Here is a 26,296-nt window from a genome sequence, read left to right on the forward strand (position 1 = left end):
AACATCAGACGACGAGGTTGACCAGTCGACCGGCCACCACGATCACCTTCTTCGGGGCGGCGCCGTTCAGAAACGCCTGAACCTTCTCGTCGGCCAGCGCGGCCGCTTCCAGAGTGTCGGCGTCGGCGTCGGCGGCCACCACCACCTTGCCGCGCACCTTGCCGTTGACCTGCACTGGATATTCGACGGTGTCTTCGACCAGGTAGGCGGGATCGGCGACGGGAAACGGTCCGTGCGCCAACGACGTAGCGTTGCCCAACCGCTGCCACAGTTCCTCACCGACATGTGGCGCCAACGGCGCCAGCATCAGCACCAGCGGCTCGACCGCGGCGCGCGGCACCTCACCCTGGTGGGTTTTGGTGAGGTGGTTGGTGTACTCGATCAGCTTGGCCGCCGCGGTGTTATTACGCAGCGCCGCATAGTCTTCCGATACGCCGGCAATGGTGCGGTGCAGCAGCCGCAGGGTGTCCTCCGCGATGGCCGCATGGTTGGCCACCCGCGTTTCGCCGGTTTGCTCGTCGACCACCAGCCGCCACACCCGCTGCAAAAACCGGTGCGCACCGACGACATCCTTGGTGGCCCACGGACGTGATGCCTCCAGCGGACCCATCGACATTTCGTAGAGCCGCAGTGTATCGGCGCCGTATTCCTCGCAGATCTCGTCAGGCGACACCGAATTCTTCAAGCTCTTACCGATTTTGCCGAACTCCTGGAAGACCTCGATCTCGCCCTCCGGGCCGGGATAGTAGAACCTGCCGTCGCGTTCGACCACGTCGGCCGCCGGCACGTAAGACGCTCGGACATCGGTGTAGGCGAACGCCTGAATGTAGCCCTGGTTGACCAGCCGGCGGTACGGCTCGCAGGAGCTGACCTCGCCCAGGTCGTAGAGCACCTTGTGCCAGAACCGGGCATACAGCAGATGCAGCACCGCGTGTTCGACACCGCCGACATACAGGTCCACGCCACCGGGGTCCTCAGCGCCGTGCTCGGCTGGCCGCGGCCCCATCCAGTAGGCCTCGTTCTCTTTGGCGCAGAACCGCTCCGAGTTCTGCGGGTCGGTGTAGCGCAGCTCGTACCACGAGCTGCCGGCCCAATTCGGCATCACGTTGGTGTCGCGGGTATAGGACTTCAGCCCGTCGCCGAGGTCGAGTTCGACGTGCACCCAGTCGCTGGCCTTGGCCAGCGGTGGCGAGGGCACACTGTCGGCGTCGTCGGGGTCGAACAACACCGGCGAGTAGTCCGGGACATCCGGCAACTCGACGGGCAGTGCGGCCTCATCGAGCGCATGCGGGCGCCCGTCGTTGTCGTAGACGATCGGAAACGGTTCGCCCCAATAACGTTGCCTCGCGAAAAGCCAGTCCCGCAGTTTGTATTCGATACGGGCGTGGCCACGGCCGTCGGATTCCAACCGGTCGGTGATGACCTGCTTGGCCGTCGACACGTCCATGCCGTCGAGATAGCCGGAGTTGACCAACGTCCCGTCACCGTTGTAGGCGGCCTGGGAAATGTCGCCGCCGGCAATGACTTCGACGACCGGCAGGCCGAACTCGCGGGCGAATTCCCAGTCGCGCTGGTCGTGGCCGGGGACGGCCATGATGGCACCGGTGCCGTAGCCGGCCAGCACGTAGTCGGCGATGAAGATCGGCACCCGCTGGCCGCTAGCCGGATTGGTTGCGTAACTACCAAGGAACACACCGGATTTGGCTTTGTTCTCTTGGCGCTCCAGGTCCGACTCTGCGGCGATCTCCTTCCGGTACGACGCGACCGCCGCTGCCGGCGTAGCGGCACCGAATGTCCAGCGCGGGTCCACGCCGTCTGGCCACTCGGCGGCGGCCAAGCGGTCGACGCGGTCGTGCTCGGGCGCCAACACCAGATAGGTAGCGCCGAACAGCGTGTCAGGGCGGGTCGTAAAGACCTCGATCTCACCGGCGTCGGTGCCGAACATCGCCGCCGCGCCGGCCGAGCGCCCGATCCAGTTGCGCTGCATCGTCTTGACCTTCTCCGGCCAGTCCAGCAGATCGAGATCCTCAAGCAACCGGTCAGAGTACGCAGTGATACGCATCATCCACTGCCGCAGCCGTTTCCGGAACACCGGGAAGTTTCCCCGTTCGCTGCGGCCGTCGGCGGTCACCTCTTCATTGGCCAGCACGGTGCCCAGCCCCGGACACCAGTTCACCATCGAATCCGACCGGTAGACCAGCCGGTAGCCGTCGACGACGTCAGATCGCTCGCTGGCCGACAGGGCCGCCCAGTCTGTGCCGTCGGCCAAAGCGCGCTCGCCCGAATCGAATTCGGCGATCAGTTCCGTGACAGGCCGCGCCCTGTTGACGGCGGTGTCGAACCAAGCGTTGTAGATCTGCAAGAAGATCCACTGTGTCCACTTGTAGTAATCGACGTCGGTGGTGGAGAAGCTGCGACGGGTGTCGTGTCCGAAACCCAGTCGGCCCAATTGACGCCGAAAATTGACGAGATTGGCTTCGGTACGCGTACGCGGATGTGTGCCTGTCTCCACCGCATACTGCTCAGCAGGCAGGCCAAAGGAATCGAACCCTAAGGCGTGCAAGACATTGCGGCCATTCATCCGGAAGTAGCGCGCGTAGACGTCGGTGGCGATGAAGCCCAGTGGGTGGCCGACATGCAGTCCCTGCCCCGATGGGTACGGAAACATGTCCTGCACGAACAGTTTGTCCTCGGGCACCGAGCCACCATCCGCGGGTGCCAGTGAGCCGACCGGATTGGCCACGTTGAAGGTTCCCCACCTGGCCCAATTGTCCTGCCAGGTCCGTTCGATGCGATCGGCCAGCTGCGCGGTGTAGCGATACCGCGGCACGTCGGAGTCCGCGTCGCCCGCACCGGCGCTGGCCACGATCGGGGGTTCGGTCACGCCAACAGGGTATAAGGCCCGCCCTGACCGGTACGTCGGCCACGGGTCGGTCTCGGTTACGTTGCGGAGCGATCAGGGCTTCATCCCAGGTGTATTGCGAGCCTGGCGATAGGCGCGTGGCGCTGGTTACATTCGGCCTCTAACCCTGCGTGACCGGGAAGGACCGACGCTCATGATGCAGATCGCCCGTGGCTGGCGGTTATTGATAGCGGGTCTGGCTGTCGGATCCGTGGGTGTGATGGGCTTGGCGGGCGCGACCGCGTCGGCCGACCCGGTGTTCCCACCGCGGCCCAATCCTGCGCCAGTCCCCGCTCCGCCGGTAGCCACCCAGAACAGCCTCGGCACTCTCGGCTCGGTCGGCAACAGCATGCCGGGCACCGCCCCGGCGCTGGCGCCGCCTCCGGTCTCCTCGCCGCTGCCCGCCGCTGTGCCGGCGCAGCCGGCCCAGCTCCCCGTCGCGCCGACTCAGGTCTCTCCGCCGCTGGCTGCCGCGGCACCGCCGCAGCCGTCGCTGCTGCCGGCCAGTTCCGGGACGCTGCGCGACTATTTCCACGGCAAGGGGGTTCAGCTCGAACCGCAGCAGCCCCGCGGCTTCAAGGCTCTCGACATCACCTTGCCGATGCCACCAGGCTGGACCCAGGTGCCCGATCCCAACGTTCCCGATCCCTTCGCGGTGATCGCCAACCGCTCCAGCAACAGTCTGTACACCTCGAATGCCCAGGTGGTGGTCTACAAGCTGGTCGGCGACTTCGATCCTCAAGAGGCCATCACGCACGGCTACGTCGACAGTCAGCAGCTGCCCACCTGGCAAACCACCAACGCCTCGCTGGGTAATTTCGGCCCTTTCCCGTCGGCGATCATCGAGGGCACCTATCGCCAGAACGATATGACGCTGAACACCTCGCGTCGTCACGTCATCGCGACCTCAGGAGCGGACCGCTACCTGGTGTCCCTGGCGGTGACCACGGACGCCGCCCAGGCTGTCGCCGAGGCGCCGGCCACTGATGCCGTCGTCAACGGCTTCCGGGTGAGCGCACCCGCCGGCACTGCGCCTGCCGTTCCGCCCGCGCCACCGGTGCAGGCCGCACTGCCGGCGTTGCCCACGGTCCCGACGCTGCCCGGATTGTCGCCCGCCCCGACACGCTGAGTCTTGTCGGCGGCCTCGTATTGTGGCCCCATGCTGATCGCTGGGGTGCTCTGCGTGTGCGCGGCGACCGTCTGCGCCGCACTCGCACTGTGGTCGTTGTGGCGGCCGGCGGCGACCGGCGCCTCCGGGCAATTGGCGCGTTCAGTGGCGCCGGCACAACTGGCCGCCTCGGTCATGCTGGCCGCCGGAGGGTCGGCGGCTTTGGCCGTCCCGCGGCACGCCGCGGTGCTGACGGTGGTCGGTATTTGTGTCCTCGGCGCGCTCGCCACCGTCGCTGCCGGGTCCTGGCAAAGCGCGCGCTATGCGCTGCGCCGCGAAGCCGTCCCGGCCGGTTGCAGCGGTGTTTGCGCAGCCTGCGCGCTAAGTACTGACGCACGGCCCTGCCACTGATCCGGCGGCCGGCCTGCTTAGTTGCGGCTGATGTCGATGGGGTGGCTGGCCAATAGCGCAAGTGGCAGCGGCTGCCGGCGCAGCACTCTGCTCCACAGATCTACTCGGGGCTGTACTAAAACGTCAGATGGCAACGCCGACAACACAATCCAGTCGTCGCGTTCGATCTCACCCTCCAGCTGTCCGATCGTCCAGCCGGAGTAGCCCGCGAAGATCCGCACCCCCTCCACCAGCGGCGCGATGGAGTCAGGGTCGGCGTCGAGGTCGACCATGACCAACCGGCCCGACACATGGCGCAGCCCCGGCACACCGTCGGGATCGGCGCCCACCCGCAGCACCGACAAGCACAGCGCCGCGTCGCGTTTCACCGGACCGCCGATAAACATCGTCTTGGGTTTGGCGGCCAACTTCGCCCACTGCGGCAACACGTTGTAAACGGCGGTCTCACTCGGCCGGTTGAGTACCACCCCCAGCGTGCCGCCGTCGTTGTGTTCGACGATGTAGATCACGCTGCGACGAAACGTCGGCTCCAACAGGTCGGTGTTGGCAAGGAGCAGAGTTCCCGCCCGCACTCGATGCGCGGTGGGAGCGACAAAGTCCTCGGGATCTTCGGGCTGAGCCACCTCACCATCATGGCATCCACGCGCGGATCCCTGCGGTGAACAAGCGGCGCGCTGCCCAACATTTGTAGGCTGGTTTGGGCCTCTAGTCGAGGCCTAGCTTGCCGGGCCGCCCGCGGAAGTAGGTTCTGTGATCCACATGCGCGCACCCGCCGCTGTCTGGCGCTCCGTGCGCAGCCTGCCCGACTTTTGGCGGCTGCTGGAATTACGTGCCGTCAGCCAATTCGGCGATGGTCTGTTTCAGGCGGGACTGGCCGGTGCGCTGCTGTTCAACCCCGAGCGGGCCGCCCATCCGCTGGCGATCGCGGCCGCCTTCAGTGTGCTGTTTCTGCCGTATTCGATCCTGGGTCCATTTGCCGGTGCGCTGATGGATCACTGGGACCGGCGGCTCGTACTGGTCGGCGCCAACCTGGGGCGACTGCTGTCGGTGACCGCGGTGGGCGCCCTGCTGGCCGTCGGGAGCGGCGATCAGGCGGTGTTATGCGGCGCGCTGATCGTCAACGGCTTCGGCCGGTTCGTCTCCTCGGGTCTATCGGCCGCGCTGCCTCATGTCGTGCCGCGCGACCAGGTGGTCACGATGAATTCGGTGTCCGCCGCGACCGGTGCGGTCGCGGCTTTCCTCGGCGCCAACTTCATGCTGGCGCCCCGCTGGCTATTCGGAGCCGGCGACAACGGCTCGGCCTCGATCATCTTCCTCGTCGTGGTCCCGGTGTTGATCGCCCTGCTGCTGTCGTTGCGGTTCAGGCCGCACGCGCTGGGCCCGGACGACACCAAGCGTGCGCTCCATGGACCGGTGGTCTACTTAGTGGTGACCGGTTGGCTGCACGGCGCCCGGACGGTACTGGCCCGGCCGACGGTGGCCGCCACCCTCGCCGGGCTGGCCGCACATCGGATGGCTTTCGGCATCAACACCTTGCTGGTGTTGTTGTTGATGCGCCACGCCGGAGACACGTCCGTCGTTGGTCTGGGTACCGCGGTGCTGTTCGTCGCAGCGACGGGGACCGGGTCGTTTCTGGCCAACGTGTTGACCCCGCCTGCGGTGCGCCGGTGGGGCCGCTACGCCACCGCCAACGGCGCATTGGCGATCGCGGCCACCATCCAGGTCATCGGCGCCGGTTTGCAACTGCCGGTGATGGTGACCTGCGGGTTCTTCCTCGGCACAGCCGGTCAGGTCGTCAAGCTGTGTGCCGATACCGCGATGCAGGTCGACGTCGACGATGCCCTGCGCGGCCATGTGTTCGCGGTGCAGGATGCGCTGTTCTGGGTCTCGTTCATCGCGGCGATCACCGCGGTGGCGTTCGTCATCCCCGACGACGGGCGCGCACCCGCGCTGGTGCTGACCGGGACGGCGATTTACCTTGCCGGACTTGCCGTTCACGCCGTCGTCGGTCGGCGGGCGATGCGCGCCTCGCGCGACGAGAGCCGCCGCCCACCAACCCCGTCGGAGGAGGATGCGCCCTCGTTAAGGTATTCGGATGGCCGGCCTTGATTCGATCGTGGCGGATTTGCGCGCCGAAAGCGACGAGCTCGACGCGCTGGTAACGCCGCTCGCCGCTGACCGCTGGGCCGAGCCCACGCCCGCGCCGGGCTGGACGATCGCACACCAGATCGCCCATTTGCTTTGGACCGACCGGGTTGCGCTGACGTCGGTCACCGACGAGTCCGCCTTCGCCACCGTGCTCGAGGCTGCGGCCGCCGACCCGACCGGGTTCGTCGACGCGGGAGCCGACGATCTGGCAACGACGCCGCCCGCCCAACTGCTTGCCGACTGGCGCGGCACTCGGATGCGGTTGCACGACAAGCTGTCGACCGTTTCCGACGGCCGAAAACTTCCGTGGTTCGGTCCACCGATGAGCGCAGCGTCGATGGCCACCGCCCGGTTGATGGAGAGCTGGGCACACGGCCTTGACGTCGCCGATGCGCTCGGCGTCCAGCGACGGCCCACCGCCCGACTGCGATCCATCGCGCACATCGGCGTGCGGACCCGCGACTACGCCTTCGTGGTCAACGGTCTGACACCGCCGACCGAGCCGTTTCTGATCGAGCTGCGGGCACCCGACGGGGGCATCTGGTCGTGGGGCCCGGCCGACGCCGCCCAGCGGGTCAGCGGATCTGCCGAGGATTTCTGTTTCCTGGTCACGCAACGACGCCCGCGTAGCGCGCTGGATATCGCCGCGGACGGCGACGATGCGCAGCGCTGGCTGGACATCGCACAAGCCTTTGCCGGGCCGCCGGGCCCGGGGCGATGAGCGCGCGCCGCGCGCGAAGAGAGACCGGGCCCCACAACCCAGCCCGGGGCGATGAGCGCGCGCCGCGCGCGAAGAGAGACCGGGCCCCGCAACCCAGCCCGGGGCGATGAATTCTCGTCGAGCGTGGGGTTGTTGCGCGATTTCCGCGTATTGCGCACAACTTCTCGACGTTCGGCGCCGCGACTACAGCGTCGTTGCACCGTCGGCGGCGCCGTCTCCGTCGCTGTCGGTAAGTCGTAGATCCCACTGGCCGTCGCCGTCGGTGTCGAGGTATCCGGTCATGCCGTGGTCGCCGACGCACATCGCGCGGTCGGCCAGTCCATCACCGTCGCTGTCGAGCAGCCGATCGTTCGCCTGGCCGTCACCGTCGAAGTCGACCAGCGGCCCGCCGGTGTGTTCGACGCCGTCGAGCCCGAACCAACGCAGCGGCCCGCCCCGGTCGACCGCAACCGCCCAGGTGCCAGACCCATCGTCGGTGAAGTAGCTTTCCGCGGTGCCGTCGTTGTCGAGATCCAGCACCGCATGATCGGCGACCCCGTCACCGTCGAGGTCCGCCAGCGCGTCATCGCGCAACCCGTCGCCGTCGAAGTCCAAGCCGACCGCATCCAGCTGACCGTCACCGTCGACGTCGAGGTCGGGTTGGCCGTCCCAAATCGTCGCCGTGCCATCGGCCGCGCCCAAGCAGTACTCCATACCTAGAACGACTCGCTTCGAGTGCTACCGGTTCCCCCGTACCTGCCACCACGCCAGCAGCTCGGCCTTCGCCTCGTCGCGAGACAGCGGCCCGCGATCCAGCCGCAGCTCCTTCAGGTACCGCCACGCCTCACCGACCTGCGGTCCGGGCGGAATGGCCAACAACTCCATGATCTGGTTGCCGTCGAGGTCCGGGCGAACCCGCTGCAGGTCTTCGGCGGCGGCCAACTCGGCGATCCGCGTCTCCAAATTGTCGTAGTTGGCCTGCAGTTTCGCCGCGCGCCGCTTGTTGCGGGTGGTGCAGTCGGCGCGCACCAGCTTGTGCAACCGCGGCAACAACGGGCCGGCGTCGGTGACGTAACGGCGCACCGCCGAATCGGTCCACCGTCCCCCGCCGTAGCCGTGGAACCGCAAATGCAGATACACCAGCTGCGAGATGTCGTCGACCATCTGCTTGGAGTACTTCAGCGACCGCAGCCGCCTGCGGGCCATCTTGGCGCCGACCACCTCGTGATGGTGAAAGCTCACGCCGCCGTCGGGCTCGTGGCGACGGGTGGCGGGTTTGCCGATGTCGTGCAGCAGCGCCGCCCACCGCAACACCAGATCGGGCCCGTCGTCCTCGAGTTCGATGGCCTGGCGCAGCACGGTCAGCGAATGTTGGTAGACGTCCTTGTGCTGGTGGTGCTCGTCGATGGCCATCTGCATGCCGCCGATTTCGGGCAGCACCACCTCCCCCATCCCGGTCTGCACCATCAGGTCGATCCCGGCGGCCGGATCGTTGCCCAACAGCAGCTTGTCCAATTCGGCGGCCACCCGCTCAGCGGTGATCCGGCCCAGTTCGGCTGCCATCTCCTCGATCGCTGCGCGAACCCGCGGCGCAACGGTGAAACCTAGCTGCGAGACGAACCGCGCAGCGCGCAGCATCCGCAATGGGTCGTCGCCGAACGACACCGACGGCGCTGCCGGCGTGTCCAGGACCGCAGCGCGAAGCGCCGCCAAACCGCCTAATGGATCAACGAATTCGCCCGCTCCGTGCGCTGTGATGCGCACCGCCATCGCGTTCACGGTGAAATCGCGGCGCACCAGATCGTCCTCGATGCGGTCGCCGAAACGGACCTGCGGATTGCGCGACACCTGGTCGTAGCGGTCGGTGCGGAAGGTAGTGATCTCCAACCGCTGATCGCCCTTGCCGACGCCCACGGTGCCGAATTCAATTCCGGTGTCCCACAGCGCATCGGCCCAGGGGCGCACGATCTTTTGAACCTGCTCCGGGTGTGCATCGGTGGTAAAATCCAGATCGGGGCTCAACCGTCGCAGCAGTGCATCACGCACCGATCCGCCGACCAGATACAGCTCGTGGCCGGCCGCAGCGAACAACGAGCCGAGTTCACGTAACAGCTCGGCGTACCTGTTCAACGCGACGGCGGCTGCGGTCAGCAGATCAGCGTCCTGGGCGGTTTCTGGCACGTGGAGAGCGTAGTCCGGGTCGGTTTCACGCCGTCCCGGCGCGCATCGTGGAGCGGGCGGAAAGAGTCCCATCGGCAGCACATCACCGCACTACCGGCGAGTGCGGCCGGACGGCCCAGGCGTGCCAGCTACTATCGCTTGGGTGTCGGACGGCGAACATGCCAAACCACGTCGGCGCCGGGGCAGGCGCCGCGGGCGACGGGCTGCCGGTCCGGCCGAAAAGCGCACCGACACCGGTCAGATCAATGGCGCAGGCGCGGCCGCGGCTGCCGGGCCGGCAAATTCAGGACGTGCACGCTCCGCCGGGCGCGGACCCGAGCGGTTGCGCACCGTCCACGAGACCTCCGCCGGTGGACTTGTCATCGAGGGGATCGACGGGCCGCGCGAAGACCAGATGGCCGCGTTGATCGGTCGAGTGGACCGGCGCGGTCGGATGCTGTGGTCGCTCCCCAAGGGGCACATCGAACTCGGCGAGACCGCCGAGCAGACCGCGATCCGGGAGGTCGCCGAGGAGACCGGAATTCGCGGCAGCGTGCTGGCCGCGCTGGGCAGCATCGACTACTGGTTCGTCACCGACGGGCGACGCGTACATAAGACCGTGCACCACTATCTGATGCGGTGCTCGGGCGGAGAGTTGTGCGATGAGGACCTCGAGGTGGCCGAGGTGGCGTGGGTGCCGATCCCCGAGTTGCCCGCCCGACTGGCCTACGCCGACGAGCGGCGGCTGGCCGAGGTCGCCGACGAACTGATCGACAAATTGCAAACCGACGGGCCGACCGCGCTGCCGCCATTGCCGCCCACCTCGCCGCGCCGCCGGCCACAGACGCACTCCCGCGCCCACCACCGGCAACCCGCGCCCCCTCGGAAGAACGGTCGCGGTCGAGGACCGTGACCGGCCCACGGCTGATCCAAGTGGCGACCCGCTGCGCCCGGCTTCGCCGCGCTTGCGATCGCCACGTCCAAGTGGCGGCTCTACTGCGCCTCGCCGTAGTGGCCGGCATCCTGGCTGGTCTGGGGGCCGTACTCACGCTACCGACCGCGGCACCGCGCGCCGTCGCAGGCGAACCTGGCACGACCCCGTTCGTCCAGATCCGGGTCGATCAGGTGACCCCCGACGTGGTCACCACCACCAGTGAACCCGTCGTCACCGTCAGCGGAATCGTCACCAATGTCGGCGACCGGCCGGTGCGTGATGTGATGGTCCGCCTCGAGCGCGCGGACGCGGTGAGCTCGTCGGCCGGCCTGCGCACCAACCTCGACGGAAGCACCGACCAGTACCAGCCGGTGGCCGACTTTCTGACGGTGGCCGGCGAACTGCAGCGCGGGCAGGGCGCCGGCTTTACGTTGTCCGCCCCGCTGCGCTCGGTGAGCGCAACGTCGCTGGCGATCGGCAAACCCGGCGTGTACCCACTGCTAGTCAATGTCAATGGAACGCCGGACTACGGTGAGCCCGCCCGGCTCGACAACGCCCGATTTCTGCTGCCGGTAGTAGGGGTGCCGGCCGACCCGACGGACAACTCCACGGACGCGTTGAGCTCCGTCGTCGCGCCGGACACCTCCAAACCGGTGCAGATCACCATGCTGTGGCCACTGGCTGACCGGCCCCGGTTGTCCCCCGGTGTACCCGGCGGCGCAGTGCCGGTTCGGTTGCTGGACGACGAGCTGGCAACCGCCCTGGCCACCGGTGGGCGGCTGGATATCTTGCTGGCCGCCGCCGAGTTTGCAACCAGCCGCGACGTCGATCCCGACGGTGCGGTCGGCCGTTCACTGTGCCTCGCGGTCGACCCGGACCTGCTGGTCACTGTCAATGCGATGACCAGCGGCTATGTCGTCTCCGACGCCCCGGACAAAGCCGGCCCGGGCACTCCGGCGCATCCCGGCGCCGGCCAGGCCGCAGCGGCGGGCTGGTTGGACAGACTGCGCGCGTTGGCTCGCCGGACGTGTGTAACAGCGATCCCCTATGCCCAGGCGGATCTCGACGCCCTGCAACGCGTCGGCGATGACAGCCTCAGCGTCATCGCCACCACCACGAGCAGCGATATCGTCGACCAGATCCTGGGAGTCATGTCGATTCGCGGTGCCACGCTGATCGCCGACGGTCCGCTGACCCGCCGCACCGTGGACCTGCTGGGCGACGACGCCGACACCGTGGCGGTTGCCGCCGCAGACTTCGCTGCAGCGGACTCGGCCACCGGCGGGCCCGCGACGGCAGATACCGCCGCGTACCGGGTCTCGCCGCACGTGGTCACCGCCCCGTTCGACCCGACCGTCGGCGCAGCGCTGGCAGCCGCCGGCACCGACCCCATCGCACCGACCTACCTCGACCCGGCCCTGGCGGTCCGGCTTCGTCACGACTCCACCACCGCCCGCCGCCAAGACGCGCTGGGGTCGATGCTGTGGCGGGGGTTGCGGCCTGACGTCGAGCAGCGCACCGAGATTTTGTTGCCGCCGACGACCTGGACTCTGCAATCCGATGACGCGGCCGCCATCCTGACCACGCTGGCCACCGCAGTTCGCTCCGGGTTGGCCGCGCCCCGATCGCTGCCGGCGCTGATCGCCGACGCTGCCGCCAACACCGCTGCGCCCCGACCGCCAACTGCCGACGCCGCCCAACGTGGCCGATTCGACGACCAGGTGATCACCCAGATCTCCCACGAGATGAGTCGGCTGCGCGATCTGACCTCGGCGTTGACGACCGATGCCCGCACCGGGCTAAGCGGGGCCGGCTACACCGCACCCCTGCGCGAAGACATGCTGCGCGCGGTCAGTCAATCGGAGCGACCCGACACTCGCAACGGGCTGGCCCATCACCGATTGGACACCGTCGGCAATTCCATCGACGACCTGTTCGGCGCCGTCACAATCGTCAACCCAAGCGGGTCCTACACGCTGGCCACCGAGCACAGCCCGTTGCCGCTGGCGCTGCACAACGGCTTGGCGGTCCCTATCCGGGTGCGGCTTCAGGTGGACGCACCCCCGGGAATGACGGTGACCGACCTCGGTGAAATCGAACTCCCGCCCGGGTATCTGCCGCTGCGGGTGCCCATCGAAGTCAACTTCACCCAGCGTGTCGCGATCGATGTCTCGCTGCACACCCCTCAAGGGGTGTCGCTGGGCGAACCGGTCCGGCTTTCGGTGCACTCCAACGCCTACGGCAAAGTGCTGTTCGCGATTACGTTGACCGCCGCGGCGGTGCTGGTGGCGCTGGCGGGACGACGGCTGTGGCACCGCTTCCGCGGCCAGCCCGACCGTGCCGATTTGGACCGTCCGCAGGACCCGCCCGACCCCGTGGACGCGCTGCCGACCGCGAAAGGCGCTCCGGCCAAAGACCTCGTCGACGAAGAGCGCCGGGTATGAGGTCCGCCGGCCGGCGGGTGCCGCCACCGGCACAGCCACCGACGCGTGGGTCCGCCCCTCCGCCGCCGGGGCTGCCGCCCTCGGCGCAGCCACCGCGACAGCAGCGGGCCGAACTCTCCGATGCGGCACTGGTATCGCGGTCCTGGGGTATGGCGCTGGCGACGCTGATCAGCCGCGTCACCGGCTTCGCCCGGATCGTGCTGCTGGCCGCGATCTTGGGTGCGGCGTTGTCGAGCGCTTTCTCGGTGGCCAATCAGCTGCCCAACCTAGTCGCGGCGCTGGTGTTGGAAGCCACCTTCACCGCGATCTTCGTTCCGGTGCTGGCCCGCGCCGAACAGGACGACGGCGATGGCGGACGGGCGTTCGTCCGCCGCTTGGTCACGCTGGCCACCACCTTGCTGCTGGTGACCACGCTGCTCTCGGTGGCTGCGGCCCCGGTGCTGGTGCGATTGATGCTCGGCCACGACCCCCAGGTCAACGAGGCGCTCACCACCGCGTTCGCCTACCTGCTGCTACCGCAGGTGATCTTCTACGGCCTGTCGTCGGTGTTCATGGCGATCCTGAACACCCGCAATATATTCGGGCCGCCCGCGTGGGCACCCGTCGTCAACAACCTCGTCGCGATCGTCACGTTAGGCGTCTACCTGGCGGTGCCCGGCCAGTTGTCGGTCGACCCGGTACGGATGGGCAACGCCAAGCTGCTGGTTCTGGGCATTGGCACGACGTTGGGGGTGTTCGCGCAGACGGCGGTGCTACTGGCGGCGATCCGGCGCCAGCGCATCAGCCTGCGTCCGTTGTGGGGAATCGACCAGCGGCTCAAGCGTTTCGGTGCGATGGCCGCCGCGATGGTGTTCTACGTGCTGATCAGCCAGCTCGGTCTGGTGGTCGGCAACCAGATCGCCAGTACCGCAGCCGCTTCCGGCCCGGCGATCTACAACTACACCTGGCTGGTGTTGATGCTGCCGTTCGGCATGATCGGGGTAACGGTGCTGACCGTGGTGATGCCGCGGTTGAGCCGCAACGCGGCCGCCGACAACACCCCGGCGGTGCTGGCAGACCTGTCGCTAGCCACCCGGCTGACGATGATCACGCTGATTCCCGCGGTGGCGTTCATGACGGTCGGCGGCCCGGCGATCGGTAGCGCGCTGTTCGCCTACGGGCGTTTCGGCGAAGTCGATGCCGGCTATTTGGGCGCGGCGATCGCGTTGTCGGCGTTCACGCTGATCCCCTACGCGCTGGTGCTATTGCAGCTACGGGTCTTCTATGCCCGTGAGCAGCCTTGGACACCGATCGTGGTCATTGTCGTCATCACGACCGTCAAGATCGTCGCCTCGCTGCTCGCGCCGCACCTCACCGACAACCGTGAACTGGTTGCGGGCTACCTGGGGCTGGCCAACGGTTTAGGGTTTCTGGCCGGCGCGATCGTCGGGTATTTCCTGCTGCGGAATGCCCTGCGGCCGCCCGGTGGGCATCTGGTCGGTGCCGCGGAGGTGCGCACAATTCTGGTGACCGTTGCAGCTTCGCTGCTGTCCGGGTTAGTGGCTCACACGGCGGATCGGCTGCTCGGGCTCGAGACCCTGACGGCCTACGGTGGCGGCGCCGGATCGCTGCTCCGGCTATTCGTGCTCGCGGTGATCATGGCCCCGATCATCGCCGTCGTCATGCTGCGCGCGCAGGTTCCCGAGGCACAGGCTGCGTTGGCCAGGGTCCGCGGGTGGCTCGGCGCCGACGGCAAAGCGGCCCAACCTACGCGTCACGATGAGCTGTCCGGTCAGGGCACGGTCACGTACTCTGAGCAGAGGAATTCGTTCAGGGCGGGAGGGGATCCGGTTCGGGAACCCATCCGGCGCGGGCCTCCGGAGCGGGTAACCGAGACGGGCATGCGGAAAGGACCGGAGGTGACCGACGGCCCATCGGATAGCACGGCATCCAACGCCGGCTCAGAGCCGGACCGGCCGCGGCAGTCCGGATCGTCGCCGTCCGCCGACGATTTCCAGCCAGACATTCCGCCCGATCTTCACGTCGATGTCGTTTCGGCACCAGCCCCGCCGAAGGGATCCAACGGCGACTTCTCGTCAGATTCGGCCCACGAGCCCGCGGCCTACCCCGCCGACGATGAACCGATCGAGTTCGACGCGGCCCGCAAGCGCGCGACCGAACGACCGGCGGCGCAAGACGAAGCCCACCTGGTGCCGGGCGCCAGTATCAGCGGCGGTCGCTACCGCCTACTGGTATTCCACGGTGGCGCACCAGGCCTGCAGTTTTGGCAAGCACTCGACACCGCGTTGGATCGACAGGTGGCTCTGACGTTCGTCGACCCCGACGGCGTACTGCCCGACGACGAACTACGCGAAATTCTGTCCCGCACGCTGCGGCTCAGCCGGATTGACAACCCCGGTGTCGCGCGGGTGCTCGACGTCGTTGATTCCGGCAGCGGCGGCCTAGTCGTCGCCGAGTGGATCCGGGGCGGTTCGTTGCAGGAGGTGGCCAACACATCACCGTCTCCGGTTGGTGCCGCGCGCGCGATGCAGACGCTGGCCGGCGCCGCTGAGGCCGCCCACCATGCCGGGGTCGCATTATCAGTCGACCACCCCAGCCGAGTGCGGGTCAGCATCGAAGGCGATGTGGTGCTGGCGTTTCCGGCGACCATGCCCAAGGCCACCCTGGAAGCCGACATCCGTGGAATCGGCGCGGCACTATATGCCCTGCTGGTCAACCGGTGGCCGCTGTCGGAATCCGGAATGCGCAGCGGGCTGCCTCCGGCCGAACGGGACCGGTCGGGCCAGCCGATCGAACCGCGTTTGATCAACCGCGACATCCCATTCCAGATCTCAGCGGCAGCCACCCACTCGCTCCAAGGTGACGGCGGAATACGCAGCGCAGCAACGCTTTTGAACTTGCTGCAACAGGCGACGGCGGTGGCCGACCGTACCGACTTGCTGACACCGATCGACGAACCGGTGCCCGGAACTGCGCGGCCGGGTCGCGGGCGGCCGCGCGAGCCGGAAGACCAAGAGGCGCAGCTCCGTCGCCGCCGCAACGTGATGATCGGTGTCGGTGCCGGTGTCGCCGTTATCGTGGTGGCGCTGCTGGTGCTGGCGTCGGTGCTGGGCCGGATCTTCGGTGATCTCGGCGGTGGCCTGGACAAAGACCAACTCGGGCTCAACGCACCGTCGTCGTCCTCCGCTTCGTCGGGCGGTTCTGCGGCGTCCGGCAGCATGGTCAAACCCTCGCGCGCCACCGTCTTCTCTCCTGGCGGTGAAGCCGATAACCCGAGCCAGGCGGGGCAGGCCATCGACGGGAACCCGTCCACGTCCTGGGCAACCGACATTTACACCGACGCTGTGCCATTCCCCAGCTTCAAAAACGGTGTCGGACTGCTGCTACAGCTACCCAAACCCACCACCGTGGGCACGGTGACCGTCGACATCAACTCCACGGGCACCAAGATGCAACTCCGATCGTCATCGACGTCGACTCCGGCCAAGCTGGAGGACACCACCGCGCTGACTGAACCGACCTCGCTACACCCGGGCCACAACTCCATCAAGGTCAATGCGTCGGCGCCGACGTCGAACCTATTGGTGTGGATCTCCACACTGGGAACCACTGACGGCAAGAGCGAAGCGGTGATCTCCGAGGTCACCGTGCAGGCGGCCTCTTGACCGTGCGGTCGGGTGAAGTGCCGCACACCGGCCGATAAGTTACTGTCCGGCCGTGGGTTTCGGCTACCGGGTGCGGCGCGAACGCAGTGACGCCGAGCTGCTGGCCGATCACGTCGCCGGCGACCGCCACGCCTTCGAAGAGCTCTTTTATCGCCATCACCGGCAGCTGTATCAGCTTGCCCGCTTCACCAGTCGCAATCCCGAGGACGCCGCCGATGCGTTACAGGACGCGATGCTTTCCGCTCACCGCGGTGCCGCAGCTTTCCGGCACGACGCCGCGGTCAGTAGCTGGCTGCACCGCATCGTCGTCAATGCCTGCCTGGACCGATTGCGCCGCAACAAGTCTCATCTCACTACGCCCTTGGAGGACATCTACCCGGTCGCTGATCGGACCACGCAGGTGGAGACCGCTATCGCGGTGCAGCGCGCGCTGATGAGACTGCCGGTCGAGCAGCGAGCAGCGGTGGTCGCCGTCGACATGCACGGCTACTCCGTCGCCGACACCGCCCAACTGCTGGGGGTGGCCACCGGCACCGTCAAAAGCCGGTGCGCCCGTGCCCGGGCCCGCCTCGCCGCAGCCCTCGGCTATCTGGATCCAGCTCCCGAGCACTCGGCAGGCTAGCCACGGCCCGTGGCCAGTTGGCGGGCACATGGCGGACACTAGGGCCGATGGGCGACGACGATGCTGCTACCGAACTGCCGCTGACGGCGGAGTTACTCGCCGAACTGCAGGCAGGCTTGCTTGATGACGACACCGCCGCGCGGGTGCGTGGCCGCCTCCGGGCGGATCCGGCCGCCCGACAGATGTTGGATGCGCTGAACCGGGCGCGTCGCGACATCGTGATGCTGGGTGCTGACTCGTCCGCCGCCGACGAAGTTCCGCCCGCCGTGGTGGCCGGCATCGGCGGCGCGCTGCGCCGCGCGGACCTCGCCGACCGCCCTGCCCACGCCGCCAGGCCAGGCGCTCGTCCGGCGCGAGTGGCCGCGGCCGTCGCCGGCCTGGCGGCCGCGGCCGCCGCGATCGGGCTCGGCACCGCCGCTCTGATCGCCGCGCCGCCACCCGCCCCGAGTAGCCCGACCACTGCCCAACACATCACCGTGCCACGGCCCCCTGCGGTGATTCCCTTGTCGGACGCCCAAATCCTCGCCCTGTTGGACGCCACGCCGGACTACGGTGCATTAGCCGATCCCGGGCGCCGGGCCACCTGCCTGAGCGGTCTGGGCTACCCGGCGTCGGCCAGGGTGTTGGGTGCTCAGGCTGTCCAGATAACCGGGCATCCCGGTGTGCTACTGGTACTAGCGGGCGACGCGCCCGACACGGTGCTGGCGCTGGCGGTGGCTCCGAGCTGCAACTCAGCCAACACCGGGTTGCTGGCTGACCGGGTTGTCCCACGGCCTCGGTAGGATGCGTGGCGACCCGTCCCCCGCAAGCGGGAGGTGCCCCCGGCGCCCCCGTACGCCGCGCTGGCGATCGCCACGGAAGCGCGGGGAACACCACCGCCTACCCTGGCGTTCGAGTGTCTGAACCCGGCTTGACGTACTCGAAAGGCTCCCATGACTGAGACCACCCCTCTTCACGACGTGATCATCATCGGTTCGGGCCCGGCCGGATACACCGCCGCTCTATACACCGCACGCGCACAGCTGGCGCCGCTGGTATTCGAAGGCACCTCGTTCGGCGGAGCGTTGATGACGACGACCGAGGTAGAGAACTATCCAGGCTTTCGTGACGGGATCACCGGTCCGGAGCTGATGGACCAGATGCGCGAGCAGGCGCTGCGGTTCGGCGCTGACCTGCGGATGGAAGACGTCGAATCGGTGTCGCTGGACGGCCCGGTCAAATCCGTCGTCACCGCCGACGGGCAGACCCATCAGGCGCGCGCCGTCATCCTGGCAATGGGCGCGGCCGCCCGCTACCTGCATGTGCCCGGCGAGCAAGAGTTGCTGGGCCGAGGTGTGAGCTCGTGTGCAACCTGCGACGGGTTCTTCTTCCGGGACCAAGACATCGCGGTCATCGGCGGCGGCGACTCAGCGATGGAAGAGGCCACCTTCTTGACCCGCTTCGCGCGCAGCGTCACGATCGTCCACCGCCGCGACGAGTTCCGTGCCTCCAAGATCATGCTCAACCGGGCCCGGGGTAACGACAAGATCCGCTTCCTGACCAACAGCGTGGTGGTCGCCGTCGAGGGAGACGGCACGGTGACCGGGCTACGGCTGCGCGACACCGCTACCGGCGCGGAATCCGAGCTGGCCGTCACCGGGGTCTTTGTCGCGATCGGCCACGACCCGCGCTCTGAGTTGGTGCGCGGCGCCGTCGACCTCGACACCGATGGCTACGTGCTGGTGCGGGGCAACTCCACCCACACCTCGCTCGACGGCGTGTTCGCGGCCGGCGATCTGGTGGACCGCACCTACCGCCAGGCCGTCACCGCCGCCGGCACCGGCTGTTCCGCAGCGATCGACGCCGAACGTTGGCTGGCCGACCACGATGACCCTGACCAGCCTGCACAGACCACGGCCACCGGAGCCGCCGGCAGCAGTGAGATGATTGGAGCGCCCCGATGACCCAGAACACCGGCACCCCCGTGGAGGTATCGGACGCGACGTTCGCCACGGACGTATTATCCAGCGATAACCCTGTGCTGGTTGACTTTTGGGCTACCTGGTGCGGCCCGTGCAAGATGGTTGCGCCGGTGCTCGCGGAGATCGCAGCGGAAAAGGCGGGGCAGCTCACCGTCGCCAAACTTGACGTGGACGCCAACCCGGAAACCGCGCGCGATTTCCAGGTGGTGTCGATCCCGACGCTGATCTTGTTCCAGGGCGGCCAGCCGGTCAAAAGGATCGTCGGCGCCAAGGGCAAAGCGGCGCTATTACGCGAGCTTTCCGACGTGGTGCCTGACTCCCAGTAACGAAAGTCCTGCTCGCCACGCCTCATAACGGTTTGCCTGGTGTTTTCCCGAATTCGCCGAGCGTCTGCGACAATACCGCCAAGCCTGTCTAGCACTGGCAGGGTCATTCACACTGGCTTACCGGAGGCCCCCTGGAATGTCGACTCCGCACCGCGGTGCCGGCGAAGCGCTGCGCTGTGGTGACCGCAGTGCAGCGGTCACCGAGATCCGGGCAGCGCTAGCGGCGCTGGGGCATCTACACAGTCCTGACGAGGACATCACCACCGGAAGACATGTCGCACTCGACCTGTTCGACGAGGAGCTTGATCAGGCAGTTCGGGCGTTCCAGCAGCACCGCGGCCTACTGGTGGACGGCGTCGTCGGCGAAGCTACCTACCGCGCGCTGAAAGAAGCGTCCTATCGGCTGGGCGCCCGCACGCTGCATCATCAATTCGGCGCACCGATGTACGGTGACGACGTCGCCACCCTGCAATCCCGGTTGCAGGACCTTGGCTTCTACACCGGCTTGGTCGACGGCTACTTCGGGCTGCAGACACACAACGCGTTGATGTCATACCAACGCGAGTACGGGCTGTATGCCGATGGCATCTGCGGCCCAGAAACATTGCGCTCCTTGTACTTTCTCTCCGCCCGGGTTAGCGGCGGGTCTCCGCACGCCATCCGCGAGGAGGAGCTGGTGCGCAGCTCCGGCCCGAAGCTGTCCGGTAAGCGGATCATCATCGATCCTGGAGGCGGCGGTGCCGACCACGGGCTGCTCACACATGACGCCGCCGGCCCGACCAGCGAAGCGGATATCTTGTGGGACTTGGCAAGTCGGCTTGAAGGCCGGATGACGGCCATCGGCATGGAGACGTTTTTGTCGCGGCCGACCAACGGCAGTCCGTCGGACGCCGAACGCGCCGCGACTGCAAACGCCGTGGGCGCCGACCTGATGATCAGCCTGCGCTGCGCCACCCAGGCCAGCCCGTCGGCCAACGGCGTGGCCTCGTTTCACTTCGGTAATTCGCACGGTTCGGTATCCACGATCGGCCGCAACCTCGCCGACTTCATTCAACGAGAAGTGGTGGCGCGTACCGGTTTACGCGACTGCCGCACCCATGGACGCACGTGGGATCTGCTGCGGCTGACCAGGATGCCGACGGTTCAGGTCGATGTTGGCTACATCACCAACCCGCATGACCGCGGCATGCTGGTTACGACGCAGACCCGCGACGCGATCGCCGAAGGGGTTCTCGCCGCAGTCAAGCGGTTGTATCTGCTAGGCAAAAACGACCGGCCCACCGGCACTTTCACTTTCGCTGAGCTACTGGCTCACGAGTTGTCGGTGGAACAGGCCAGCAGGCTCAGCGGCTCGTAGCCGACGAGCCGGCCGCTACCGGTTGCTGCAGCTGAGCATTTTCGAGTAGTCGTTCGAGGGCCGCTTCGACCTCGGCCTTCCAGCCCAGGCCCTTGTCCAGCTCGAGGCGCAGCCGCGGAAAGTAGCGGTGCGGTGCCACCACGACAAATCCCGCATCGCGCAGGAAGTCGGCGCCGATCACGCAGTGGTCGACCGAACAGTCGCCGAGCGCCTCCAGTACCGGGCGTAGATCGGGGTCGGCGGCCTGCGGGTTGAGCAGCTCGGCGACTTCGGGTGAGCGGCCGAAAGCCTCCAGCGCCCGGACTCCGCGGCGCACCAATTCGTCGACCACTCGCGCGATGAGGCTGTACGGCAAGTCATTGGCGTGGCGCCCCGGCTCGACACCCATCGACGTGAGCAACACCGCGTCAGGCGATACCGGCGCCGTGGGAAACCGGCGCGCCCTGGGCACCGCCCGCGGCGGTGCATAGAGCACGTAGCCCATGCACGGCGGTTCGCTCGGGCCACACTCCGACGGAATCGCCATGGCGACCTGGCCGCACGAACCCCATTCCAGCATCACCATCGACAACCAGGCTTCCTTCTCGAATTCCGGGTCGGCGAGATGCTCCTCTTTGCCGAGGGTCGCCGGGTCCACCTCCCAGAAGACGCACCGGCGCGCATGCTTGGGCAGCTGCTCGAACGCCTCGAGCTGCAGCGGCGTGATTCGAGCTGACACTAGACTCCTGGACCTTGGTGCGGCGCCGCCATGTGATCGGGCTTCCTCGCGATCGGGTAGTACCCGCCCCTCGCAGGCGAGAGTACCCCGAGCAGGCCCGCATCGTTGCGGGCTGACAGACGCAATTGACTTACCCAGAATAAGCGACTTGGCCGCCGTCGGGCCGCTATCGGCCCAGCCGCGCCGTATCCGCCGGCGTGGAAATGAAAACCGCTGGCACGCACCATGATTGACTCGTTGACCGCCCCGACCGATCACCCGGATCACGAGAATGTCACAGTGACGTAACTACTGCGGGTGGCGGTTCACGGGTTCGACGAGTTCATCAGGTCCACAATCCGCTGCAGATCGTCCACCGACCCGAACTCGACGACGATCTTGCCCTTGCGTTTGCCGAGGCTGACGGTGACCCGGGTGTCGAAGGCACTCGACAGCCGCTCAGCAACATCCTGGAGTCCCGGCATCTGAATCGGCTTGCGCCGCGGTGGTGCCGGCTTGCCGACGTCGCCGCGATTGGCCAGGGTGACCGCTTCCTCCGTGGCTCGCACCGAGAGGCCTTCGGCGACGATCCGTGCGGCCAGTTCTTCTTGAGCTTCCGATCCGCCCTCCAGTGACAGCAAGGCCCTGGCGTGGCCGGCCGACAACACGCCGGCCGCGACGCGTCGCTGGACGGCGATCGGCAACCGCAGCAGCCGGATCATGTTGGTGATCAGCGGGCGGGACCGTCCGATGCGGGCGGCAAGTTCGTCGTGGGTGACACCGAACTCGTCGAGCAGCTGCTGGTAGGCCGCCGCCTCTTCCAGCGGGTTCAACTGCACGCGGTGGATATTCTCCAACAGAGCGTCGCGCAACAGATTGTCGTCGCCGGTCTCCCGCACGATCGCCGGGATGGCCGTCATTCCGGCCTCCTGGGCGGCGCGCCAACGCCGCTCCCCCATCACCAGCTGATACCGCCGGCCCTCCGGCGCCCCGTCCAGCGCCCGGACCACGATCGGCTGCATGAGACCGAATTCGCGGATCGAGTGCACCAGTTCGGCGAGCGCCTCGTCGTCGAAAACCTGCCGCGGTTGCCGTGGATTCGGCTCGATGAGCGCCGGGTCGATCTCGCGGTACACCGCGCCGATGCCGGCCGGCGCTGACCCGGTCGGGCCGCCGAGCACCACATCGGCGGCCGCAGCACCCATCCGCGGTCCCAGGTCGGTTGTCCCGGTCTCGCCTTCCGATGGCCCGGTCGGGATCAGCGAGGCCAGGCCGCGGCCCAGGCCGCCCTTCCTCCGTGACGGCTGGCTCATGCGCCGCTCCTCCTCATCGGTTCGTTCTGCATCGTCGCCGGCGGGTCATGGTTGTCCCTTCGCGGATGATGGTCGGTCGCGCTCGGCAAGTTCGCGGCTGGCGTCGAGATAGCTCATCGCGCCCCGCGAACCGGGATCGTAATCGATGATGGTCATGCTGTAGCCGGGCGCTTCGGACACCTTGACGCTGCGCGGGATCACTGTGCGCAAGACCTTATTGCCGAAGTAGCGTCGTACTTCGTCGGCGACCTGATCGGCGAGCTTGGTTCGACCGTCGTACATGGTGAGGACGACGGTGGTCACCTCGAGGCGAGGGTTCAGATGTGCCTTCACCATCTCGATGTTGTTCATCAGCTGCGACACACCTTCCAGCGCGTAGTACTCGCACTGGATCGGAATCAGCACCTCGGGAGCAGCGACGAGTGCATTGATGGTCAGCAGCCCAAGCGACGGCGGGCAATCGATGAAGACGTAATCGAAGTCGGTGTTATCCAATTCGGTCAGCGCGGTCCGCAGTCTGTTCTCCCGGGCCACCATGCTGACCAACTCGATCTCGGCGCCGGCCAAGTCGATGGTGGCGGGTACGCAGTACAGCCGGTCGCTGTGCGGGCTGCGGCGCAGCGCGTCGCGCAACGGGATTTCACCGAGCAGCACCTCGTACGACGACGGGGTGCCGGAATGACGCTCGGCGATACCCAACGCGGTGCTGGCGTTGCCTTGCGGATCGAGGTCGATGACAAGCGTTTTGAGGCCTTGGACCGCCAGGGCTGCTGCGAGGTTGACCGCCGTCGTGGTCTTCCCGACTCCACCCTTCTGGTTGGCGATGGTGAACAGCCGCCGGTCGACAGGCCGCTGTAACCGCGCGTGCGTGGTGTGCAGCACTTGCATCGCGCGCTCGGCGGCGGCCCCGATCGGGGTGTCGAATTCCGGCGATGTTTCACGTGAAACATCCGACGCCGGCACCCGAGAGGATCCGGGGTCGCGTGCAGCCGGTCCACGTGGCGCGGTCATAACGCCTCCCTCTTGTCCCGGTTGGAGGGCTGGCGCGACGGGCGCGGCCGGCGCCTCGACGGCGTTGGTGTCCCGCGCTCCGCCACCACCACGGTTGCGGGCGGAGTCAAGTAGTTCACGCCACATTTCACCACCCTGACATTCGCGGCGCCTAACCCGATCATCACACGCCGGTATCGTGAGACTTCGTCGGCGGCCCGTTCTCCTTTGATCGCCAACATCCGGCCGTCCGGCCGCAGTAACGGCAGACTCCACCGGGCCAGCTTGTCCAAGGACGCGACAGCCCGAGAAACCGTGGCGTCGCCGCTGCCGATGCGGTCGCGCACGGCCGGCTCCTCCGCTCGGCCGCGTACCACCTCGATATCGAGCTCGAGCTCGGCAACAACCGCCCGCAGAAAATCGGCTCGGCGTTGCAGTGATTCGACGAGCAGCACCCGTAGGTCAGGGCGGGCGATCGCGACCGCCATTCCCGGCAGGCCGGCGCCGCTTCCGATGTCGACCACGCGCTCCGCAGGCGCCAATAGTTCCGTGACTGCTGCGCTGTTGAGGATGTGGCGCTCCCAGATCCGGTCGACCTCATGCGGTCCGACGATGCCCCAGTCGATCCCGGCTCCCGCCAGCAGTTCGGCGTAGCGCTGGGCGGCGGCCAACCGGGGCCCGAAGACTGTCGCAGCGGCCGGCGGCGGTGCGGCCACTTCGACATGTTTCACGTGAAACATTCCTCCGGTTTGTGGACCTTGGCGCAGCCGCGAACTACACGCCTGTAACTTTCTCCTGGGTCAGTCAGGCAGTACGACAACCCGTCGCGAAGGCTCGACGCCCTCGCTTTCGCTGCGAACGCCACGAACTGCCGCCACGGCATCGTGGACGATCTTTCGCTCGAACGGGGTCATCGGTGCGAGCTCTTCTCGCTCCCCACTCTCGAGCACACGACGGGCGACCTTGTCTCCGAGCGTCGCCAACTCATCGCGACGACGCCGGCGCCAGCTGGCGACGTCGAGCATCAGGCGGCTGCGCACACCGGTCTTTTGATGCACCGCCAGCCGGGTCAGCTCCTGTAGCGCATCGAGGACTTCGCCCTTGCGGCCAACCAGCTTGTTCAAGTCATCGCTGCCGTCGATGCTGACGACGGCGCGGCTGCCCTCGACATCTAGGTCGATGTCGCCGTCGAAATCCAGCAAGTCCAGCAGCTCCTCGAGATAGTCGCCCGCGATCTCACCCTCGGCAACTAGCCTCTCCTCCAGATCGCCGTCCGCTTCGGGTGCGCCCTCAGCGGTCACCGTCTCGTCCTGCAGGAGTTCATCTTTGGCTTCGCGTTCGGTTGTGTCGGCGTCGGTCATGCCTGCCTCTTTCTCTTCCGGTGCGCCAGGGGCTGCTTCTTCACCCGGCTAGTTCTCAAGTCGCGCGGTGCTTTTGCACGTCTGCGTCAATCGTCGCGGCGCCGTCACCGTTTGCGCTTTTTCGGTCTGGCCCCGGGACGCGGGGTCCGACTGGGCGAATTACCGTCGCGCGTCGGTTGATTGGGCTTACCCGCTTTCGCCTTCGACCGTTGGGAATCGGTTGCCTCACCGTTGGGTTCGGCGCTTGACGCCTCCGCCATTTCCTCGGTTGCGGCCGTCGGCGACTCTCCCCCGCCGGCCGGCCCAGACTTCGCGGAGCGCTTCGGCTTAACTCCGGGCGCCGGCGCGTTCGCCGCGCGCCGCTCCAACGCCTCGCGCTTCTTCGCTTCTTCCTCTTTCTCGATCATCCCGAACACATAGTGCTGCTGACCGAAGGTCCAGATGTTGTTGGAAAACCAGTAGAGAATAATCGCCAGCGGCAGGAACGGTCCACCGACCACCACGCCGAGCGGAAAGACATACAGCGCAAGCTTGTTCATCATCGCGGTCTGCGGATTCGCGGCGGCCTCAGGGCTCTGCCGGGCGACCGATGCGCGGCTGTTGAAGTACGTCGCCACCCCGGCCAGGATCATTACCGGCAACCCCACCGCAATGACGGCTGGGCGACTGAATTCGGTGAACGCATCCAGCCCGGTGCGCTGGGTCATGAACGCGCCGATCGGCGCGCCGAACAGGTTGGCATCCAGGAAGTGCGCCACATCCGTCGGGCTGAACACGTAGTTGCCCGTGGCGCGGTTCGCGGCCACCGACAAGTGCGGCTGCCCGAACCCACCCGTCGTACGGTTGAACGAACGCAGCACGTGATAAAGCCCGAGAAACACCGGGATCTGGGCCAGCATCGGTAGGCAGCCCAGGATCGGATTGAAGCCGTGTTCGCGCTGCAGCTTCTGCATTTCCATCGCCATCCGCTGGCGATCCTTGCCGTACTTCTTCTGCAGCGCCTTGATCTGCGGCTGCAGCTCCTGCATTTGTCGGGTAGTGCGGATCTGCCGGACGAACGGCTTGTAGAGGATTGCACGCAGGGTGAACACCAGGAACATCACCGATAACGCCCACGCGAAGAAGTTCGAGGGGCCCAGCACGGCGGCAAACGCCTTGTACCAGACCCACATAATCGCGGACACCGGATAGTAGAAG

At 67.2% G+C, this 26,296-nt stretch carries 22 protein-coding genes; 12 read left to right on the plus strand and 10 right to left on the minus strand.

The features are described 5' to 3' along the window. Positions 1 to 4 precede the first annotated feature (4 nt). Positions 5 to 2,884: a leucine--tRNA ligase gene (gene leuS, locus AC5Y5W_RS23090; protein ID WP_500012301.1), complete on the minus strand. Its 2,880-nt coding sequence runs from the start codon at positions 2,882 to 2,884 to the stop codon at positions 5 to 7. A gap of 172 nt (positions 2,885 to 3,056) precedes the next feature. On the opposite strand from leuS, the gene AC5Y5W_RS23095 reads away from it, so the two are divergent. Together AC5Y5W_RS23095 and AC5Y5W_RS23100 are read left to right on the plus strand one after the other, a co-directional pair. Then, a complete protein-coding gene (locus tag AC5Y5W_RS23095; RefSeq protein WP_500012299.1) occupies positions 3,057 to 4,031 on the plus strand; it encodes an LpqN/LpqT family lipoprotein in 975 nt (324 codons plus the stop codon). A 30-nt stretch (positions 4,032 to 4,061) separates the two neighbouring features. After that, positions 4,062 to 4,421 (plus strand): hypothetical protein, encoded by a 360-nt coding sequence (locus AC5Y5W_RS23100; protein WP_500012297.1) that lies wholly within the window; start codon positions 4,062 to 4,064, stop codon positions 4,419 to 4,421. Between the two features lie 17 nt (positions 4,422 to 4,438). Here the strand turns inward: AC5Y5W_RS23100 and AC5Y5W_RS23105 are convergent, their stop codons facing one another. Continuing rightward, entirely contained in the window at positions 4,439 to 5,044 is a 606-nt protein-coding gene (locus AC5Y5W_RS23105) for a YqgE/AlgH family protein (protein WP_499889828.1), read from the minus strand. A 136-nt stretch (positions 5,045 to 5,180) separates the two neighbouring features. Between AC5Y5W_RS23105 and AC5Y5W_RS23110 the strand changes: the two genes are divergently transcribed. Continuing rightward, positions 5,181 to 6,530 carry an MFS transporter gene (locus AC5Y5W_RS23110; protein ID WP_500012294.1) on the plus strand — a complete coding sequence of 450 codons (1,350 nt, stop codon included), beginning with the start codon at positions 5,181 to 5,183 and terminating at the stop codon, positions 6,528 to 6,530. Next, complete coding sequence (locus AC5Y5W_RS23115; RefSeq protein ID WP_500012292.1) at positions 6,517 to 7,290, plus strand: TIGR03084 family metal-binding protein; 774 nt, start codon at positions 6,517 to 6,519, stop codon at positions 7,288 to 7,290. The genes AC5Y5W_RS23110 and AC5Y5W_RS23115 overlap by 14 nt, the downstream gene beginning before the upstream one ends. Before the next feature lie 183 nt (positions 7,291 to 7,473). Here AC5Y5W_RS23115 and AC5Y5W_RS23120 read toward each other — a convergent pair whose 3' ends face one another. Both AC5Y5W_RS23120 and AC5Y5W_RS23125 read right to left on the minus strand, forming a co-directional pair. Continuing rightward, complete coding sequence (locus tag AC5Y5W_RS23120; RefSeq protein ID WP_500012290.1) at positions 7,474 to 7,983, minus strand: pullulanase; 510 nt, start codon at positions 7,981 to 7,983, stop codon at positions 7,474 to 7,476. A 24-nt stretch (positions 7,984 to 8,007) separates the two neighbouring features. Beyond that, the gene (locus tag AC5Y5W_RS23125; protein WP_500012288.1) at positions 8,008 to 9,450 is read right to left on the minus strand and encodes a CCA tRNA nucleotidyltransferase; all 1,443 of its coding nucleotides are present in this window, start codon (positions 9,448 to 9,450) and stop codon (positions 8,008 to 8,010) included. A 142-nt stretch (positions 9,451 to 9,592) separates the two neighbouring features. Here AC5Y5W_RS23125 and AC5Y5W_RS23130 point away from each other — a divergent pair, with 142 nt between their 5' ends. From AC5Y5W_RS23130 to AC5Y5W_RS23165, 8 genes are all read left to right on the plus strand, one after another. Further along, on the plus strand, positions 9,593 to 10,342 hold the full coding sequence (locus AC5Y5W_RS23130; protein ID WP_500012286.1) for an NUDIX hydrolase: 750 nt from the start codon (positions 9,593 to 9,595) through the stop codon (positions 10,340 to 10,342). A gap of 71 nt (positions 10,343 to 10,413) precedes the next feature. Next, complete coding sequence (locus AC5Y5W_RS23135) at positions 10,414 to 12,807, plus strand: hypothetical protein (RefSeq protein WP_500022628.1); 2,394 nt, start codon at positions 10,414 to 10,416, stop codon at positions 12,805 to 12,807. Next, complete coding sequence (murJ, locus tag AC5Y5W_RS23140; protein WP_500022629.1) at positions 12,804 to 16,472, plus strand: murein biosynthesis integral membrane protein MurJ; 3,669 nt, start codon at positions 12,804 to 12,806, stop codon at positions 16,470 to 16,472. The genes AC5Y5W_RS23135 and murJ overlap by 4 nt, the downstream gene beginning before the upstream one ends. 52 nt (positions 16,473 to 16,524) lie before the next feature. Beyond that, complete coding sequence (gene sigM / locus AC5Y5W_RS23145) at positions 16,525 to 17,094, plus strand: RNA polymerase sigma factor SigM (RefSeq protein WP_500012280.1); 570 nt, start codon at positions 16,525 to 16,527, stop codon at positions 17,092 to 17,094. Positions 17,095 to 17,141: 47 nt separating this feature from the next. After that, positions 17,142 to 17,876, plus strand: a complete 735-nt coding sequence (locus AC5Y5W_RS23150; RefSeq protein WP_500022630.1) for an RsmA family anti-sigma factor — start codon at positions 17,142 to 17,144, stop codon at positions 17,874 to 17,876. A gap of 150 nt (positions 17,877 to 18,026) precedes the next feature. Further along, positions 18,027 to 19,037: a thioredoxin-disulfide reductase gene (gene trxB / locus AC5Y5W_RS23155; RefSeq protein WP_500012276.1), complete on the plus strand. Its 1,011-nt coding sequence runs from the start codon at positions 18,027 to 18,029 to the stop codon at positions 19,035 to 19,037. After that, positions 19,034 to 19,381 (plus strand): thioredoxin, encoded by a 348-nt coding sequence (trxA, locus tag AC5Y5W_RS23160; RefSeq protein ID WP_500012274.1) that lies wholly within the window; start codon positions 19,034 to 19,036, stop codon positions 19,379 to 19,381. Before trxB ends, trxA begins: the two co-directional genes overlap by 4 nt. 136 nt (positions 19,382 to 19,517) lie before the next feature. Continuing rightward, positions 19,518 to 20,738 carry an N-acetylmuramoyl-L-alanine amidase gene (locus AC5Y5W_RS23165; RefSeq protein ID WP_500022631.1) on the plus strand — a complete coding sequence of 407 codons (1,221 nt, stop codon included), beginning with the start codon at positions 19,518 to 19,520 and terminating at the stop codon, positions 20,736 to 20,738. Here the strand turns inward: AC5Y5W_RS23165 and AC5Y5W_RS23170 are convergent. From AC5Y5W_RS23170 to yidC, 6 genes are all read right to left on the minus strand, one after another. After that, on the minus strand, positions 20,725 to 21,456 hold the full coding sequence (locus AC5Y5W_RS23170) for an acetyltransferase (protein ID WP_500022632.1): 732 nt from the start codon (positions 21,454 to 21,456) through the stop codon (positions 20,725 to 20,727). The two genes, AC5Y5W_RS23165 and AC5Y5W_RS23170, sit on opposite strands and share 14 nt — an antisense overlap. Positions 21,457 to 21,761: 305 nt before the next feature. Then, positions 21,762 to 22,748, minus strand: a complete 987-nt coding sequence (locus tag AC5Y5W_RS23175; protein ID WP_500012268.1) for a ParB/RepB/Spo0J family partition protein — start codon at positions 22,746 to 22,748, stop codon at positions 21,762 to 21,764. A gap of 45 nt (positions 22,749 to 22,793) precedes the next feature. Next, a complete protein-coding gene (locus AC5Y5W_RS23180) occupies positions 22,794 to 23,759 on the minus strand; it encodes a ParA family protein (RefSeq protein WP_500022633.1) in 966 nt (321 codons plus the stop codon). Next, positions 23,756 to 24,478: a 16S rRNA (guanine(527)-N(7))-methyltransferase RsmG gene (gene rsmG / locus AC5Y5W_RS23185; protein ID WP_500022634.1), complete on the minus strand. Its 723-nt coding sequence runs from the start codon at positions 24,476 to 24,478 to the stop codon at positions 23,756 to 23,758. Before rsmG ends, AC5Y5W_RS23180 begins: the two co-directional genes overlap by 4 nt. A gap of 60 nt (positions 24,479 to 24,538) precedes the next feature. Beyond that, positions 24,539 to 25,099 (minus strand): Jag family protein, encoded by a 561-nt coding sequence (locus AC5Y5W_RS23190; protein ID WP_500012262.1) that lies wholly within the window; start codon positions 25,097 to 25,099, stop codon positions 24,539 to 24,541. A gap of 104 nt (positions 25,100 to 25,203) precedes the next feature. Further along, the gene (gene yidC / locus AC5Y5W_RS23195) at positions 25,204 to 26,271 is read right to left on the minus strand and encodes a membrane protein insertase YidC (protein ID WP_500012334.1); all 1,068 of its coding nucleotides are present in this window, start codon (positions 26,269 to 26,271) and stop codon (positions 25,204 to 25,206) included. Positions 26,272 to 26,296: the final 25 nt, after the last annotated feature.

Source organism: Mycobacterium sp. NGS51, assembly GCF_059812525.1.

Bases quoted from the DNA above. Each gene is read 5' to 3' on its own strand.
- AC5Y5W_RS23095 (WP_500012299.1), top strand. From the start codon at position 3,057: ATGATGCAGATCGCCCGTGGCTGGCGGTTATTGATAGCGGGTCTGGCT.
- AC5Y5W_RS23100 (WP_500012297.1), top strand. From the start codon at position 4,062: ATGCTGATCGCTGGGGTGCTCTGCGTGTGCGCGGCGACCGTCTGCGCC.
- AC5Y5W_RS23110 (WP_500012294.1), top strand. From the start codon at position 5,181: ATGCGCGCACCCGCCGCTGTCTGGCGCTCCGTGCGCAGCCTGCCCGAC.
- AC5Y5W_RS23115 (WP_500012292.1), top strand. From the start codon at position 6,517: ATGGCCGGCCTTGATTCGATCGTGGCGGATTTGCGCGCCGAAAGCGAC.
- AC5Y5W_RS23120 (WP_500012290.1), bottom strand. From the start codon at position 7,983: ATGGAGTACTGCTTGGGCGCGGCCGATGGCACGGCGACGATTTGGGAC.
- murJ (WP_500022629.1), top strand. From the start codon at position 12,804: ATGAGGTCCGCCGGCCGGCGGGTGCCGCCACCGGCACAGCCACCGACG.
- AC5Y5W_RS23150 (WP_500022630.1), top strand. From the start codon at position 17,142: ATGGGCGACGACGATGCTGCTACCGAACTGCCGCTGACGGCGGAGTTA.
- trxB (WP_500012276.1), top strand. From the start codon at position 18,027: ATGACTGAGACCACCCCTCTTCACGACGTGATCATCATCGGTTCGGGC.
- trxA (WP_500012274.1), top strand. From the start codon at position 19,034: ATGACCCAGAACACCGGCACCCCCGTGGAGGTATCGGACGCGACGTTC.
- AC5Y5W_RS23165 (WP_500022631.1), top strand. From the start codon at position 19,518: ATGTCGACTCCGCACCGCGGTGCCGGCGAAGCGCTGCGCTGTGGTGAC.
- AC5Y5W_RS23175 (WP_500012268.1), bottom strand. From the start codon at position 22,748: ATGAGCCAGCCGTCACGGAGGAAGGGCGGCCTGGGCCGCGGCCTGGCC.
- AC5Y5W_RS23180 (WP_500022633.1), bottom strand. From the start codon at position 23,759: ATGACCGCGCCACGTGGACCGGCTGCACGCGACCCCGGATCCTCTCGG.
- rsmG (WP_500022634.1), bottom strand. From the start codon at position 24,478: ATGTTTCACGTGAAACATGTCGAAGTGGCCGCACCGCCGCCGGCCGCT.
- AC5Y5W_RS23190 (WP_500012262.1), bottom strand. From the start codon at position 25,099: ATGACCGACGCCGACACAACCGAACGCGAAGCCAAAGATGAACTCCTG.
- yidC (WP_500012334.1), bottom strand. From the start codon at position 26,271: ATGTGGGTCTGGTACAAGGCGTTTGCCGCCGTGCTGGGCCCCTCGAAC.